Annotated in this window: 12 protein-coding genes; 6 read left to right on the top strand and 6 right to left on the bottom strand. The window is 55.0% G+C overall.

Going from position 1 to position 16,212, the window contains the following annotated elements; translation table 11 throughout:
* Positions 1–55 precede the first annotated feature (55 nt).
* The 3 genes from SOJ49_RS17490 to SOJ49_RS17480 all read right to left on the bottom strand — a co-directional run bounded on the left by SOJ49_RS17490 (position 56) and on the right by SOJ49_RS17480 (position 3,510).
* A complete protein-coding gene (locus tag SOJ49_RS17490) occupies positions 56–1,834 on the bottom strand; it encodes an acyl-CoA dehydrogenase (RefSeq protein WP_369855765.1) in 1,779 nt (592 codons plus the stop codon).
* Between the two features lie 10 nt (positions 1,835–1,844).
* A complete protein-coding gene (locus SOJ49_RS17485) occupies positions 1,845–2,624 on the bottom strand; it encodes a 3-hydroxyacyl-CoA dehydrogenase (protein ID WP_369855764.1) in 780 nt (259 codons plus the stop codon).
* Between the two features lie 121 nt (positions 2,625–2,745).
* Positions 2,746–3,510: a crotonase/enoyl-CoA hydratase family protein gene (locus tag SOJ49_RS17480; protein ID WP_369855763.1), complete on the bottom strand. Its 765-nt coding sequence runs from the start codon at positions 3,508–3,510 to the stop codon at positions 2,746–2,748.
* A gap of 314 nt (positions 3,511–3,824) precedes the next feature.
* Here SOJ49_RS17480 and SOJ49_RS17475 point away from each other — a divergent pair, with 314 nt between their 5' ends.
* The 4 genes from SOJ49_RS17475 (at position 3,825) to SOJ49_RS17460 (ending at position 7,086) form a co-directional block, all read left to right on the top strand.
* Positions 3,825–4,877 carry a TRAP transporter substrate-binding protein gene (locus SOJ49_RS17475; protein WP_369855762.1) on the top strand — a complete coding sequence of 351 codons (1,053 nt, stop codon included), beginning with the start codon at positions 3,825–3,827 and terminating at the stop codon, positions 4,875–4,877.
* A 191-nt stretch (positions 4,878–5,068) separates the two neighbouring features.
* Entirely contained in the window at positions 5,069–5,539 is a 471-nt protein-coding gene (locus SOJ49_RS17470; RefSeq protein ID WP_369855761.1) for a MarR family winged helix-turn-helix transcriptional regulator, read from the top strand.
* A gap of 57 nt (positions 5,540–5,596) precedes the next feature.
* Entirely contained in the window at positions 5,597–6,202 is a 606-nt protein-coding gene (locus SOJ49_RS17465; protein ID WP_369855760.1) for a GNAT family N-acetyltransferase, read from the top strand.
* A complete protein-coding gene (locus tag SOJ49_RS17460; protein WP_369855759.1) occupies positions 6,199–7,086 on the top strand; it encodes a carbon-nitrogen hydrolase family protein in 888 nt (295 codons plus the stop codon). The genes SOJ49_RS17465 and SOJ49_RS17460 overlap by 4 nt, the downstream gene beginning before the upstream one ends.
* A gap of 152 nt (positions 7,087–7,238) precedes the next feature.
* Here the strand turns inward: SOJ49_RS17460 and SOJ49_RS17455 are convergent, their stop codons facing one another.
* Together SOJ49_RS17455 and SOJ49_RS17450 are read right to left on the bottom strand one after the other, a co-directional pair.
* Positions 7,239–8,549: a jacalin-like lectin gene (locus SOJ49_RS17455; protein WP_369855758.1), complete on the bottom strand. Its 1,311-nt coding sequence runs from the start codon at positions 8,547–8,549 to the stop codon at positions 7,239–7,241.
* A gap of 236 nt (positions 8,550–8,785) precedes the next feature.
* On the bottom strand, positions 8,786–11,002 hold the full coding sequence (locus SOJ49_RS17450) for an autotransporter-associated beta strand repeat-containing protein (protein WP_369855757.1): 2,217 nt from the start codon (positions 11,000–11,002) through the stop codon (positions 8,786–8,788).
* A gap of 653 nt (positions 11,003–11,655) precedes the next feature.
* On the opposite strand from SOJ49_RS17450, the gene SOJ49_RS17445 reads away from it, so the two are divergent.
* Positions 11,656–12,849, top strand: a complete 1,194-nt coding sequence (locus SOJ49_RS17445) for a multidrug effflux MFS transporter (RefSeq protein WP_369855756.1) — start codon at positions 11,656–11,658, stop codon at positions 12,847–12,849.
* 104 nt (positions 12,850–12,953) lie between these two features.
* Here the strand turns inward: SOJ49_RS17445 and SOJ49_RS17440 are convergent, their stop codons facing one another.
* Entirely contained in the window at positions 12,954–14,639 is a 1,686-nt protein-coding gene (locus tag SOJ49_RS17440; RefSeq protein WP_369855755.1) for a sigma 54-interacting transcriptional regulator, read from the bottom strand.
* Positions 14,640–14,882: 243 nt separating this feature from the next.
* Here SOJ49_RS17440 and SOJ49_RS17435 point away from each other — a divergent pair, with 243 nt between their 5' ends.
* On the top strand, positions 14,883–16,160 hold the full coding sequence (locus SOJ49_RS17435) for an ABC transporter substrate-binding protein (protein WP_369855754.1): 1,278 nt from the start codon (positions 14,883–14,885) through the stop codon (positions 16,158–16,160).
* Positions 16,161–16,212 lie beyond the last annotated feature (52 nt).

The raw sequence follows: 16,212 nt of genomic DNA, 5'->3' as shown, positions 1-16,212 counted from the left end.
GGTTGTTCGCATCGTTTGTGAGTTTTTATTCGGTTGTTACGACCGCTGTCGGGGGTTACCCGGCAGCAGTAAAGTCAAAGTCTTTCAAGCCGTCATCGGCATTGGCTACGGTGCTCATCAGTGCGTGAATACGCGGCATTTCATGGGCAAAGTAGAAACGTGCGAGGGCAATCATATTGCTGTGATAAGCCGCATCGCTGTCACCCCGTGTATGGGCCTGATTGGCCAACAAGGCCAACTGCCAGCCAACACAGAGCAAGCCCAGCGCTTCCAGTAGCGGCACCGATCCAGCGTGCAGTCGGGTTTGGTCGCTTTCTTTGGCGGCCATCTCCAACAGCGTGCGTAACTGGCCATGAATCGCTGCACCTGCGCGAATCAGGCTGGCTTGCAGTTGACTCAGAGGGGCTGCCAGGCGATCGGCATCCTGGTTGATGTCTCGCAGCAGGTGTTGCAGTGCTACGCCCTGGTCTCCGAGAACCTTGCGGAACACCAGATCCCGTGCCTGAATACCGGTGGTGCCTTCGTAAATGGTGATGATGCGGGCGTCGCGCATAAACTGGGAAACCCCGGTTTCTTCGACAAACCCCATGCCGCCAAACACCTGAATGCAGGTGTAGCTCATCTGGTTGCCTTGTTCCGTACTGAAGGCCTTGAAGACCGGTGTGAGCAAGGCAATCCGTTCTCGCAGTTGCTGCCGCTGGTGGTCGTCCTCGCTGTGTTCCGAAAGGTCGATCCAGGCCGCAATCAGATAGCCCAATGCCCGCAGTCCCATGGTTTGACTGTGCATGGAGAGCAACATGCGCTGCACATCGGGATGCTGGCTGATAGTGACCCGTGCGCCGCTCTGGAAGTGGCTGCCCTGGGTACGTTCCTGGGCGTAGCGCAAGGAGTGCTGATAACTTTGTTCACCAAAGCCTACCCCTTGCATACCGGTGCTCAGGCGAGCTTCGTTCATCAGTACGAACATCGCCATCAGACCCTTGTTCTCGGCACCGATCAGCTCGCCAATGCAGTCGTCGTTGTCGCCATAGCTCATCGAACAGGTCGGGCTGCCGTGCAGGCCCATTTTGTGTTCAATGCCACTGCAGACCACATCGTTGCTGGCCCCCAGTGAGCCGTCGGTGGCAATGCGATATTTTGGGACGGCAAACAGTGAGATGCCACGGCTGCCGGCCGGAGCATCTGGCGTGCGCGCCAGCACCAGATGGACGATGTTTTCGGCCATGTCGTGCTCACCGTAGGTGATAAAGATCTTCTGGCCCTTGATGCGATAGCTGCCGTCACCCACGGGCGTGGCCCTGGTGGTGGTCGCGGCGAGGTCGGAACCGGCACCGGGTTCGGTCAGTGCCATGGCAATGGTCCACTGGCCACTGGCCAAGGGTTCAAGATAGCGTTGCTTTTGCTCATCGGTGCCAAAATGCAGCAGGATCTCGCTGCCACCCTGGTTCAGGGCGTGGAACATCACAAACGCCAGGTTGGCCGACAACCACATTTCATTGACCGGCTGGGCGATACTCTTGGGCAGCGCTTGGCCACCAATGGCTTCGGGCATGGCCAGACCCATCCAGCCATTGTCACAAAACTGCTGGTAGGCTTCTTTCCAGCCGGCCGCAGTGGTGACTGTGCCCTGGTCAAAGGAACAACCTTGCTGGTCGCCAATCTGGTTCAGGGGTGACAGGGCACCGCTGGCAAACTTGGCTGCTTCTTCCAGTACCGCAGCAACAAAGTCCGGGGTGAATTCGGCCAGGGCTTCAACCTGATCCATCGCGGTTTGCTGGCGTACCAGATCGAGTACGAACAGCATGTCTTTTAGCGGAGCTATGTAGTCACTCATCGCATGCTTCCTATTTTGCGGCCATGCGAATAGCGCCATCCAGGCGGATGGTTTCGCCGTTGAGCATGCAGTTTTCAAAAATCTGCTGCACCAGTTGGGCAAACTCGTCCGGCTCACCCAGTCGTGGCGGGAATGGCACGGCAGCGCCGAGCGATTGCTGCACTTCTTCTGGCAGTACGGCCATCATCGGGGTCTTGAACAGGCCTGGAGCAATGGTCATCACTCGAATGCCAAAACGGGCCAGCTCTCGGGCAATCGGCAGGGTCATGGCGACCACACCCGCCTTGGAGGCGGAATAACCGGCCTGGCCAATCTGGCCATCAAAAGCTGCGACGGAGGCGGTATTGATGATAACGCCACGCTCACCGGTCGATTCCGGTTCGTTGTGCTGCATCTGGTCGGCACACAGGCGAATCATGTTGAAGGTGCCGAGCAGGTTGACCTTCAAGGCGCGTTCAAAGGAGGAAAGACGGTGCGGGCCTTCACGGCCAATCACCCGTTCAGCTCCCGGAATTCCGGCGCAGTTGACCAGCCCGTAGAGGCTGCCAAAGGTGTCGGTTCCCTGGTTGATGGCGCTGCTGACCGATGCTTCATCGGTAATGTCACAGGTGCAGAACAGGCTGCTGTTCGGGTAGTCCTGTTCCAGTTGGGCCACCAGTCGGGTGCCTGCTTCGGTATTAATGTCGACCAGTGTTATGCGGGCACCCTGGCTCAACAGGCGGCGGGCAACCGCTTCACCCAGGCCAGAACCGGCACCGGTTACCAGACAATGTTTATTGGCAAGATTCATATAACGCTCCTTCTCCAGCGATTGCTTCGGGTCCAGCGGTTGTTGCGGATCCTGTGATGGGTTTGGGCAGGGCACTCATGGGCGGCTTTGAATCCACCTGGATGAGTGCCATACCAACCTGTCAGGATGATTTTTTACGGTTGAGGAAGGCGTCGATACGTTCCTTGACCTCACCACTGGTCTGGGTAATACCGGTCAGCAGGGATTCGGTGAACAGGCCGTCGTCGCTGGCCATGTTGTTGATACGGGCAAGACCGGAGGCCATGGCCCAGTTGGACAGGCGTGAGTTGGTGGCAATGGTTTCTGCCAGCTCCTGGGCTTTTTCCATCGCCGTACCCTTGGGCACAACGTAGTGCGCCAGGCCCAGACGTTCGCCGTCTGCGGCATTCAGCGTGCGGCCTGTCAGCATCATTTCTGTCATGCGGCCATGACCAATGGTTTGCGCGACGCGCACGGAGGCACCACCACCGACAAAAATACCGTGGCGACCTTCTGGCAGACGATAGAAGGTGGTTTCATCGGATACCCGGACATGAGCGCAGATGGCCAGTTCCAGGCCACCACCAATCACGGCACCGTGCAGGGCGGCAACAATCGGGATACCACTGTTGCTGATGTGGCTGAATACCCGGTGCCACATACGGGAATGCACCACCACTTCGAATGGCTCGCGGGCGGTGTGTTCGGACAGATCCAGGCCGGAGCAGAATTCAGGGCCATTACCAGAAAAGAGGATAACGCTGACGTCCTTGGGCATGTTGATAAAGACCTGTTCGATCTCCAGGCACAGGGCGTCGTTGATGGCGTTTTTCTTGTTGGGACGATTCAGGGTCAGGTGGCCAATACTATTGTCTACACTGAATGTCAGGTGTTGGTAGTTGCTCATGAGCGGGCCTCGTCGGCTTTGTTCTTGTTGGTTATCCGCTGAAATCAGTCATCCGGATATTTGTTGTTTTCAAATATAGTTTATGAGTACAACAGTTTGCAACCAATAACTCCATTCTTTGCACGGGAGAGGCCAGGAGGACAGCTCGCGACAGTTCGATCAATGTCTATTGATGTGCTTTAAACTGTTGTTGACATAAACAATTAGCCGGGACACACTCGTTCACGAGCGGCATCGCAAGAGTCAATTCGGATACGTCACGATCCGATTGATGCCCTTCAATAATCGATAAAAATAACAAGGTGTGAATAATAATGAAGATTAAAAACCTGCTGATCACGCTGGGCGTGACTTTGGGCAGCTTGACGACTGCTCTGAGTGCTCAGGCCGCTGAACCCGAATATACGTTCAAATTGCACCACTTTCTGCCGCCGATGGCGATGGCCCACAAAGACTTCCTGCAGCCATGGGCTGACAAGGTAATGAAGGAATCGGGTGGGCGTATCAAGATCGACGTCTTCCCGGCCATGCAGCTGGGCGGCAAGCCACCACAGTTGTTTGACCAGGCCCGTAAGGGAGTTGTTGATATTTCCTGGACGGTGGGTGGTTATACCCCTGGCCGCTTCCCGAAAGCCGGTGCTTTTGAGCTGCCATTCATGGCTGCCAGTGCCGAAGCCACCAGTATGGCGTTACAACAATACGCCGAAGAAGAGATGCAGGAAGAGCTGAGTGATGTGCATGTACTGGCCCTGCACACCCACGCGCCGGGTTCTCTGCATTCTCGGGGTGACATGATCAAGGTTGCTGCAGACCTGAAAGACCTGAAGCTGCGTGCCCCCAACAAAGCCATGGCTGAAGCCTTTGGTATTATGGGTTCTGCCCCTGTATTCATGCCGGTGACCCAGATGTCCAGTGCCCTGGCCAAGGGAATTCTGGATGTGGCTGCACTGCCGTTTGAAGTGGTTGCACCGATGAAGATCAACCAGCTGACCAACAATCACACCCTGGTTAAAGGGGATCGTGGCCTGTATACCCAGTTCTTCCTGTTCAGCATGAACAAACAGGCCTACGAACAACTGCCAGCTGATCTGAAAAAGGTCATCGACAACAACTCCGGTATTGAACTGGCGCGTCATATTGGTTATTTGTTTGATCAGTCGGAACAGCACGGCTATGACATTACCGCCAAGGGTGGCAATCATTTCTACACCTTGCCAGCCGCTGAGGCAGACCATTGGAAGCAGATGATGCAGCCAGTAACGGATGCCTGGATTGGCGATATGACCGAAGAAGGTGCTAATGGTCAGGCGCTGTACGACAAGGCCAACGCCTTGATCACCAAATATCAGAAAAAAACCGGTTCCTGACCGGTTCACCTTACTGGCCTGCCAGAGACGTCGTCTGTGGCAGGTCGTTTGATTGCGCGTGTTAAACCGTTGTTTGATAACTGTTTAACAAACAACAATTGCCCGGAAAACAAACACTTTTTTGTTATACTGCCCGCCAGATATGACTTATTAATACGCAGCACAGTGGCTGTTCAGACCCCAGGCATCTCATGGCAACTTCTGATTTATCGTCCGACTCCCTCGATTTTGGTATTTTGCACGACCTGATTGGCTATCGTTTACGTCGCACCCAACTGGTGTTTTTTAACCGCTTTGCCGAAGCCTGTACGGATCTTGGTATCAGTCCGGGATTGTTTGGCGTATTGGTACTGGTGAGCCGTAATCCTGGTCGCACCCAGACAGCCATTGCCCAGGCATTAGGCAACGACCGCTCGGCGATGGTCGCCGCCGTCGACAAGCTGGAGAAAATGGATCTGGTGGAGCGCCGTCCATCGCTGAATGATCGTCGTTCCTACGCACTCTATCTGACCGAACACGGTGAAACGTTTTATCAGACGATTGAAAACCGGGTGCGAGAACATGAACAAGGGCTGGAGTCGCTGCTTGAACCGGGTGAAAAAGACCTTTTAATTGATATGCTTGCGCGACTTTGTCAGGCTGGTCGTAACGGCGGAGTCTGATCGCAGCCAAACAGCGACATACTCCCCGGCGACAGCTAACAGACGAGGAGGGTGAATATGTCGGTTTCTCTGATGCCCGTTAGCGGCGTTGAGTTGCAAGCCTATATTGATGACCTGGCGCGGTTACGTATCCGCGTATTTCGGGAATATCCCTATCTTTACCAGGGTTCTGCCGCCTACGAGCAGCAGTACCTGCAAACCTATACAGGCTCTGGCCAGGCCATGGCCGTATTGGCCATGGATGACAGCCTGCCATCAGGGCAGCGCATTGTCGGTGCCTCTACCGGCATTCCGATGACTCATGAAAGCGAGGCGTTTCGCCAGCCGTTTGAGTTGGCGGGCATTGATACCGCGACGTTGTTTTATTGTGGTGAATCCGTGTTGCTGCCGGAATATCGTGGTCAGGGTATTTATCGCGGTTTTTTTGCTGGCCGCGAACGTTATGTGCGTACCCTGGCTGGGTTTGAATCGCTCTGCTTTTGTGCAGTGGTCCGGCCCGTCAACCATCCCCTGAAGCCTGTTGGTTACCAACCACTGGATGCTGTCTGGCAGCATTTTGGCTATTCCCCGCGACCGGATCTGGTTGCTCATTATGACTGGCAGGATATTGATCAGACGGCTGCAACTGCTCATCCAATGATGTTCTGGGTAAAAACACTGTGAGTACATTACGCATTGCCTCGGCGGCCTATGAGGTCGGTTTTCTGGACAGCTTCAGTGCCTGGCAACACAAGGTCTCAGGCCTGGTGCAGCAGGCAGCCAATAACGGAGCGCAGATTTTGCTGTTGCCGGAATATTTTGCCATGGAGTTGACGTCGCTGTTTACACCCGCTGTGTATCAGTCGCTGAGCCAGCAGCTGGTCGAGCTGCAGAGTCTGCGGGTGGCTTTTGTGGCGGAGTTTGTCCGTCTGGCGAAACAGCATCAGGTGTTGATCGCCGCAGGCACGTTTCCGGTCGGATTAGCCACGGTGGCGGGCTGGGAGCAATACGTTAACCGCTGTTACCTGTGCTATCCCTCCGGCGAGGTACATTGGCAAGACAAACTGCAAATGACCCGCTTTGAACATGAGCAGTGGGGGATTTCCGCTGGTGACGCTTTACGCGTTTTTGATACCCCGTTTGGCCGTCTGGCGGTGAATATCTGTTACGACAGCGAGTTTCCACTGCTAGCTCGTCAGCAGGTGGCGCAAGGTGCGGATCTTATTCTGGTGCCTTCCTGTACCGATACGCTCGCGGGTTATCACCGCGTACAACTGGGCTGTCGGGCACGGGCGCTGGAAAATCAGTGTTTTGTGGTGCAGTCGCCTACCGTTGGCAGCGCTGCCTGGTCGCCAGCCATCGATAGCAACTGCGGTGCGGCCGGTGTTTTTGCCCCCGTGGATTACGGCTTTCCTGACGACGGCATTGTGGCGCAATTGCCGCTGAATCAACCCGGCTGGTGTTATGCCGATCTGGATCTGGCTGAGTTGGCGCGAGTTCGCACCGCAGGACAAGTGTTTAACTATCGCGACTGGGAAGGGCAATACCGGTTCATGGAAGGGCAATAAACCGGGTAAAACATCGGCCCCAAGGGCCTCCCTGCGTCAATTGCATTGTTGTGGCAGGAGGTGGCTTGCCGCTGACCGGTGTGATAAACACCAGCCCCAAGGCACCTCCTGCCGGTAAGTCAAATCAACAACGCCCACTCGCTACCGGGCAATTATTGCGGCGCATAAATCACTCCGATTTTATCCAGTTCGTCACCGGCCCGGCCCTTGAAGCCGACAATCTGCCAACCTGCGGGGGCGTTGAAGGTGGTGCAGCTGGATGTGCTGCTGCCGCCCGTCAGCGTACGGTTCTGGCTGGTGGTGAAACGCGCGTAAAAGATGCGGGTCTGGTCGTTTTTCTGGCCGGAGCAGACCTTCAGCGCCGTGAGATATTCACCGCTGTTCAGGGTCAGGGAGGATTCGCTGCCACCGTTACCACCGTGCGACAGTACATTGCCTTGAGATAAGCTCAGGCCAATATTGTCGATGCGGGAACCGGCACGCAACGTCACCCTGCTGACAACCGGATTGGCTGGTAATACCGCCACGTCGTTAAATCCGCTGCCATGCGGGCCACCCCAAAAATCGGACATTTGCAGGTTGCTGGCGGTGCTCCAGCTGAAGTTGGTCTGTACCGGCGGGTGATCGGCCAGCTTCAGGCCGTCGTAGGTCAGGTCATCCTGACGCACATCATACAGAGTGGCGTCCAGGTGGATAAAGGCATTGCCGCGATAGACGATCTTGTCGACGATTTCACAGTCGGCACTGGTGATTTTCGGATCACAGACCAGCGCGTCGATACCGGCTTCGGGCATATCGCCGGAGCGTATCAGGTCGACCCAGGCATCGCTAAAACCACGATTGAGAAACTCCCACATATTGTCGCCACTGCGAGTGTAGCGGGTATTGGTATCACCCATGACGATCACGGCGTTAGCGGCGGAGTGGGTTTCGATATAGTTGATCAGTTGCAGCATATCGGCGCGGCGAGCGATCAGGTCGGCCTCTTCTGTTTGTGCCTGGGTATGCAGATTGTAGATGTCGACGTACACACCTTCTGCCAGTCGGGTGCGTGCCAGGGTAAAGCCTTTGGGGGTCAGGCAGTCGACGCCATTGCAGGCATCCCAGCTGACCCGATCCCAGTCGGTGTATGCAAAACGGCTCATGCTGTTAAGACCGCTACCGACTCCCATACCTCCGGTGGTGGCAGAGCGATAGGCGTGGTCGTCACAGGTGTCGTACAACGCCGCGTGGTAGTTGAAATCTTCCTGGACGTTGACGATGTCAAATTCGTTGACGTAGCAGCTGATCTGCTCGGTGGCGGCCTGCCGGTCGGAGTCTGCGCTGGAAAAGACTTCCAGCAGACCGGCGACGTTGTAGGTCAGGGTGCTGAAGGTTCCGGCGTCGGCCTGGACAGGGGTATGCAGCAAGCAAAGTGGCACCAGCGCAGCGAGGTGGCGAACGATGTGTTTCAGGTCAGTCATTTCAGTGTCTCCAATGGTGGGTGGGGCTTATGGATTGGTTGTGGTTGTGGTTGTGGTTGTGGTTTACGTGACGCAGCCGTTCGCAATCCTGGCTTGGAAGCACAGGCCGTTTGATAGTGAGTTGAAGGATTCGTCACGGTACTGCGAGGTGGCTGGTAAAAGGGCAGCTGAGAGAGGAACTGCCCTTTTACCGTCAGCTGAACCGGGGCACCGGCTCCGCTGACGGGTCGGACGGGTTATTCGACGGTAGCGACAATCGAGGTGTCGGTGTACTCAAGTGTGATAGCCACTTCGCCAGCGTAAACACTGGCGAATTCACCCCCCATGTTATCGGCCTGAATCAGGGTAAAGGTCGTACCGGATGCGGGGGTTGATGCAAACGTCAGTTCCAGAGCGGCACCCGCAACATACGCCGTGCCGGAAGCCGCTACTTGAGTGCTGTCTGTATCCATGTTGATGGCCAGTGTGGCGGTGTTTTCAAGCGTCAGGTTTGCGACGGCCACCGCGCCATCGGCGTTCACCAGCGCCGCACCGCCATTGATGTAAACATCACCGCTACCGAAAGCGGTTGCCGATGCGGCTGCCAGTACACCACCTTCAATCACGGTGCCACCGCTGTAGTGGTTGTTGCCTGTCAGAGTCAACTGGCCGGTGCCATTTTTGGTCAGCTTGCCAGCACCGCTGATGTTATTACGCCATTCGTCCTGAGCATTGAAGCCGCCTTTGCCGGCATCCATATAGACGTTGACGTCACCGTTAAATGCGCCATAGCCATCGCCCGCAGCGATCAGGTTAATCCGTCCCCAGCCGTTGGAGTCATCCAGCAGCGGATAACCGGATTCCACTTCTGTGGTGGCCAGTACGGCCCGGCGCTGTTCATCGGACAGATAAGGCTGACGGGTTTTCAGCAAAGCTTCCGCCCCTTTTGGCACAATAGCAGCCAAACCCAGGGTGCCGTTTTGCGGTAAGCCGTAGGTCATGCGCGCCAGGTAATCAGCCTTGATTGCGGCGTGGTCATCGAAGCGATTGTTGTTGAATACGTTAACGTTGAGTGTGCCGTCTGCATTTTTGCTGCTGCCGGTGTCTGTCACGGTCTGGTGGGCGTAGTCATACAGACTCATACCGGCCGCCGCCGCTTTGCCACCAAAATATTCCAGCGCTTGTTGTCGTGCCGCTGCGGCCTCGGCCGGTTGGGTGTTGAGCGCGTAGGTGGCGACCATCAGGGCCTGCATACGACCACCAATGACATCGACTGGTGAGTGCATACCGGCAATAATTCGGTTTTCTCCCAGGTCTGAACCACGGGCTACGTGCTCGGCAAAACGCTCTGGCAAGGCATAGGCATAGGCGAGAGAAGCCAGAATGCCGGCGTTGGCGTGGCCGCTTGGGTAACCGTTGTCTTTACGGCGGTTTTCCGTCGTGGCGGTGTAAAGCAGTTCCGTTTCCTTGCTGGATGAATGCGCCCGACGACCGCAAAACAGACCGGGCAGGACATTCACGCTGCTGGTGTAAGAGTCTATACGGTATTCTTTTTCTTCGCGGGTCTCACTGGCACCGTCAATACAGGTCAGGCTTTCGACTCCTTTGAAGTCAATGTTGCCGGTGTCGGTCATGCGCCATGGGCGCGGTGTTCCAAAGATGTATTTCGGGCCACTGGTCGATGCGTGTGAATCACGGAAACGTTTTGCCAATTGCACCATGTCACCCAGGGTTGAATCTGTTTGACCACCATAGGTGCTGTAACTGTCGTTGTTTGGTTGCGCGTAGCGATTGTTTTCGGTCACGTCGGTGAGCAGGATGGGCTCGAAGCTGGCGTAAGCGCCAGAGTTGGCGGCGTAGTCTTCCGTCAGTGGGCCAAAGCCATCAATAGTGCTGTAGGTTTTGCTGCGGATGTCATCCAGAAACGCAAACAGGGCCTGATCTTCCGTGCGGGCTGCCGTCACGTCGATCACGTACTGGATGTTGGCGGCCCAGGAAGCAGCATCGACGATCTCGGTGCCAGCCTCAACATAATCGCTGGGCTGACCGTTGGCGGCAGCGTGCGGATTAGGGCCATCACCGGCCTTGTAACCGTTGGCATCATCGGTGTAATTACCCGCCGTGGTCTGCCATTGTTCCGTGGTGCCTTGCCAGATTTTGTTGATGCTGCTTAGCACCGTAAGAATCGGGTTTTCATCGCGGAAGAAACGGCCATCTCCTTCATTCAACGCCAGATTATCAACCGCTGGCAGCGGGTACTCGACTGATGGCTCAGCAACGTATTGTTCGTAACCCAATCCGGTCGGGATGGCTGGTTTAGACACCAGCAGGGTGCTGGTCTCGATGTCTGGAGTGTCTTGTACCGTGTCGTTGTTATTATCGTCACTGCCACAGGCGCTGAGTAGCAGAGCGGTTGCTGCCAGTACCGCAGTGTACAAGGTGCTGCGCTTGGCGCCGAAGAATTCAGAGGTCATAAAATAGGCTTCCAGGTGAACAAAATAGAGCAAGGATCAGGGCCGATCTGCACCGCTGAAAACAACAGGCAGAACAAGCGATTCACTGAAGAAGACGTCGGTACAAGCGCGATGGGGACATGACAATTACGTGAAGTTTTACTCACAGTTTATTCACAGGTTGTTGTTGCCGGGCCAAGAAGGGCGGAAAATACGGTTTTTCAGCATTTCTGGTACTTCCTACGCCTGCTGGAAACGTTGCAGCCGATGGATTGGCCAATCCGGTATCAGGCAGAACTGCTATTCGCTGAACCAATAGCAAAAATGGCACGGTGTTCGATATATTGTTGCCACTAACGGATCAATTCATACCGGCAGCATCTATTGATGGCGCGGTGCTTCATACTGTATGGTCGCTGGCGACACTACCAATACAACACCGGTTGTGTTCTTCCTGTTTGGCGCCAGTCGTTTGATCAGTCATCCCGTTTTTTGAATGGCACATTGTGCGCTGTGTGCTGCGATTACCAGATTATGATCGCCATATACTGGATCGTAGTTGATGGTCTGGTGTCCTGATTGCCAGGCGGGTATTCGATGCTTAACCCAGGTTTCCACAGCGCCAGATTGTGTTTGTACTGGCGTTTTGCGGCTTTTTATATTTCCGGAGAATTATGTCTTCTGTGGCTGTTCGCCTGACTCCAGGCTTCTTGTTAATGCTGTCGGCATTAACCGCGCTTACGCCATTGGGAACGGATATTTATTTATCTGCCGTTCCTGCTATTGCCAGTGATTACGGTAACTCGCTGCATGAGGTCGAGCTGTCGGTCAGTGTCTTCCTGATGGGCTTCAGTCTGGGGCAGCTGCTGGGCGGGCCGCTGTCGGATCGTTATGGCCGTCGCCGCATGGTGTTGATCGGGCTGAGTATTTTTGCGGTCGGTTCGCTGGGTATTATTCTGGCGCAGTCGCTTGATGTGATGCTGGCTTTTCGGGTGGTTCAGGCACTGGGTGGCGGTTTGGCGGTGGTCAACAGTACCGCGATTATTCGCGATCTGGCCAGTGGCCGTGAAGGGGCAGGGGCAATGATACGGGTGATTCAGGTGATGATGATCGCACCGCTGGTCGCGCCGTTACTGGGTATGCTAATCCTGAAAATGCTGGGCTGGCACTCGGTCTTCGGCTTTTTGCTGATCTATGCACTGTTGCTGATTGCACTGTTTTATTTTCGCCTGCCAGAAACACGCAAGGTACGTACGGGCGGTAATCCGTTACGTAATTACTGGCAGGTATTGAGTGACCGTCGCATATGGGGATTTGTCGCCTCAACTTGTGCTGCTTATGCCGGGATGCTGTCGTTTGTGACGTCGTCTCCGGGTATTTTTATGGGCCATTTTGGCCTCAGTGATACGGTCTATCCTCTGGTGTTCGGCTGCATTGTCTTAACCATGCTGGCGATGAGCAAGGTGAACCTGCATTTGCTGAAGCGCTACAGTCCTCCCGTGCTGATCAGTATCGGCCAGAAGATCCAGATCGCCATGGGGATATTGATGGTGGGCTATATTTTCCTGTTTGACGAGCTGTCGGTATGGCCACTGACGCTGATGCTGATGCTCTACATTGGCAGCCATGGGTTTGTGGTCGCCAATGCGACGTCATCGATTACCGAGTATTTCCCCCATCTGGCTGGAACGGCGACAGCGCTGGTCGGTGCGTTGGGCTTTGCCAGTGGTGGTATCGCTGGTGGTGTGGTCAGTGCGTTGTCGGATGGCTCTCCCAAGGCCATGGTCTGTATGATGCTGGCAGCGGTATTGTTTGGTTCTGTTATCCGCCGTTTAACAAAATCTTTTCAGGAGCTGGCCAGCGCCTGAACGCTCGATCCTCGGTAGCCCTCTCGTTGGCTGCCTGCTTTTCTGCTGCTTGGGGTCATCCTTGCTGGCTGTAACCTTGAACCACCCATATCTCCGGCCAGGAGCTAGCGGCTCTTCAGCCGGTAGTTCAATTGCGACCGGGTGAGCCCCAGTAGCCGGGCGGCCTGGCTTATATTTCCTGCGGTTTTTTTCAGTGCGGCGTTGATGATGCCTTCTTCGTGGCGGCGCAGGTCAAATTCGCTACTGAGCAGTTGTTGATAATCGATATTGGTTTGTCCCGGTTGGCCAATATAGCCGCCATCGGTCAGGCCGCTGTTAGTGTCCTGGTGTTGGTCTGGCCGGGTCAGGCTGGCAGGAAAGCTCTTGGCATCGATCTGGTGATTGTTGTCAGTCAGGATCACCCCGCGCTCGATCATGTTTTCCAGTTCGCGGATATTGCCGGGCCAGTCGTAATGCAGAAGGGTTTGCATGGCAAGGTCGGAAACCCCCAGGGCATTTTTGTTGTAAAGGCCGTTGTATTTGCGAATGAAGTGTTCAACAAACAGCGGAATGTCTTCCTTGCGTTGTCGCAGTGGCGGAATTTCGACAGTGAAAACGTTGAGCCGGTAGAACAGATCTGCGCGAAATTTGCCGTTATCGACAGCACTCTTGAGATTTTCATTGCTGGCGGCAACGACCCGTACATCGATGGCAATGGAGTGGGTGCCACCGACCCGTTCCATTTCCCCTTCCTGTAACACCCGTAAGAGTGCGGCCTGAGCCTTGGGTGATAGCTCGATCACTTCATCAAGGAATATGGTGCCGCCGCCAGCGCGTTCGAATTTGCCCTGGCGGGTTTCGTGGGCACCGGTATAAGCCCCTTTGTTGACACCAAACAGCTCAGCTTCGATCAGTTCGTGGGGAATGCAGGCGCAGTTGACGGCGACAAACGGAGCGCTCTGGCGCGGCGAGCTGTTGTGTAATTCTCGTGCCATCACTTCCTTGCCGACTCCTGTTTCTCCTTGTAGCAGAACGGTGGCTTTACTTTCAGCGGCTTTTTTCAACAACGTCAGGGCGTCGAGGAAGGCCGGTGACTGGCCGACGGAGCCGGTAATGCGGTCACTGTGGTGATGGGGTGAATCGGTTACTTCCCGTAAATGGGAGAGCTGCTGGCGCAAGGCAAACAGCTCATCGGCGACAGGGTCAGGCAGCAGCATGTTTTCCAGTTCCATGTGGTCTTCCCATTCATCGACGGGTTTACCCACAATGCGGCAGTGGGCATCACCGCAGGCTTTGCACAGGGTTTCCTTGAAAACGATTTTTTGCTGCATGTAAAAGGTGGTGAAGCCGCTGGCATAGCCCAGCAATGTCCAGCAGACGGGGTCGTCGGAGAGGCCAAATTGCTTGATGTGTACTTCGGCTTCGTAGGAGTCGAACCAGTCCATGGTGCAGGAAAAGTGGCCAGATTCGACGTCGAAGTCGAGTTCAACTGGCGTCACTTTAACCATGCCCTTGATGCTGTGCAGCTGCGGGCCAACAAAGTAGGCATCTTTGGTAGACAGGTCTGGGCGAATACGGGACACCAGTTCGGCATCCATCCAGCCGGAGTGGTAGCCAAATCGCATCAGGAAGGCACGGGTTCTGTCTTTGCCCAGAGTGGTAATCAGCTCTTTGCGTAATAGCCCCATTACTGCGGAATGAATCAGCAGCATGCGGTTTTCGCTCAGCCAGATTTTACCTTCCTTGGGGTCAAAACGTATCTGCGACAACAAGTCTGAGTTGTCTGGCAGGGTCAGGGATTGTTTGGACATCTTATTCTTCTTGTATTTATCAGCGTCCTGATACTTGCACAAAGCGGTCTGGCTCGCCATGTCATATCGGCCCGTTCCTGGCCTTTTTGATGAAACCTCAAATTATACCCTATGAGTATAGTTTGAGATGAATTCAATATTGGACGGCTAGCGGACCGTTGGTGAAATATGTCGGCATTCAGGTGCTGGCTGCAGTGTCTGAACCCATACGATCCTAACAATAATAAGTAAGAGGTAGGCTAAATGGTCGACAAGAATCGCCGCTCGTTTATCAAAACATCATTGCTGGCTTCGTCGGCGGTATTGGCTACCGGTGGCGTCCCCCTGGTTCAGGCCGGGCGAAACAATACTTTTAAAATTGGTTATGTCAGTCCACAGACCGGGCCGTTGGCGGCCTTTGCCGAGCCGGATATGTTTGTGCTGCAACAACTTCGTGAGCTGACCAAAAACGGCATTATGTCGGGCGGTAAAAAATACAGCGTCGAGATTATTTATAAGGACAGCCAGTCCAGTGCCAACCAGGCCGGTAATGTCACATCGGAGCTGATTCTGCGTGACCGGGTTGATTTGGTGGTGGCTTCCTCGACTCCGGCGACGACCAACCCAGTGGCGGATCAATGTGAGGTCAACGGTGTTCCCTGTATCACTAATGATGCTCCGTGGCAGCCTTATTTCTTTGGTCGCAAGGGTAATCCGGCGGTCGGTTTTGACTGGACCTATCACTTTTTCTGGGGCCTGGAAGACGTTATCGGCTCCTATTCCAATTTATGGGAGCAGATTCCTACCAGTAAAACCATTGGTGCGCTGTGGCCCAACGATGAGGATGGCAACGCCTGGGGCGATGATCAGCGGGGCTTTCCTCCGGTGCTGAAGCAGAAGGGTTTCCAGGTGGTGGATCGTGGCCGTTTCCAGTCGCCGATCAATGATTTTTCTTCGTTTATTTCTGAATTCCGCAAGCGCGATGTGCAGATTGTAACTGGCGTGGTGCCACCACCAGATTTTGCCAACTTCTGGAATCAGGCCGGTCAACAGGGCTTCCAGCCAAAGATTGTTACGGTGGCCAAGGCGACGGAGTTTCCGCAAGCCATTCGTGCCTTTGGTGATCGGGCCGAAGGGTTGACGGTGGAGCTGATGTGGAGTCCGGCTTATCCGTTCCAGTCGACCCTGACCGGTCAGTCTGCCGCTGAGCTGGTGGCCAGCTATACCGCCGCAACCGGCGTCCCCTGGACGATGCCTCTGGGTCTGAAACATTCGTTGTTTGAAGTCGCGATTGATGTGTTGAAGCGGGCGGGTGGCAAGGATCCGGAAGCTATCCGCGACGCCATCAAGAGTACGGATCTGGACACCATCGTCGGCAATATTAATTTCCGCAAGGGGCCGGTGCCCAATATCAGCAAAACACCGCTGGTCAGCGGCCAATGGCAAAAACGTGCGAACAAGCTGGAACTGGTGGTGGTTGAGAACAGCCAGGCACCGATGATTCCGCTGCAAGCCGAATTACTGCCGATCAAGTATTCGTGAGAGCAACTCCCGAAGTACGCAAGCAAAACAACGATATAACAATAAGAACGGA

Origin of the sequence: Candidatus Thalassolituus haligoni (assembly GCF_041222825.1) — a bacterium.
Classification (GTDB): Bacteria; Pseudomonadota; Gammaproteobacteria; order Pseudomonadales; family Oceanobacteraceae; genus Oceanobacter; species Oceanobacter antarcticus.
This window is presented reverse-complemented; position numbering and strand designations above follow the sequence as displayed.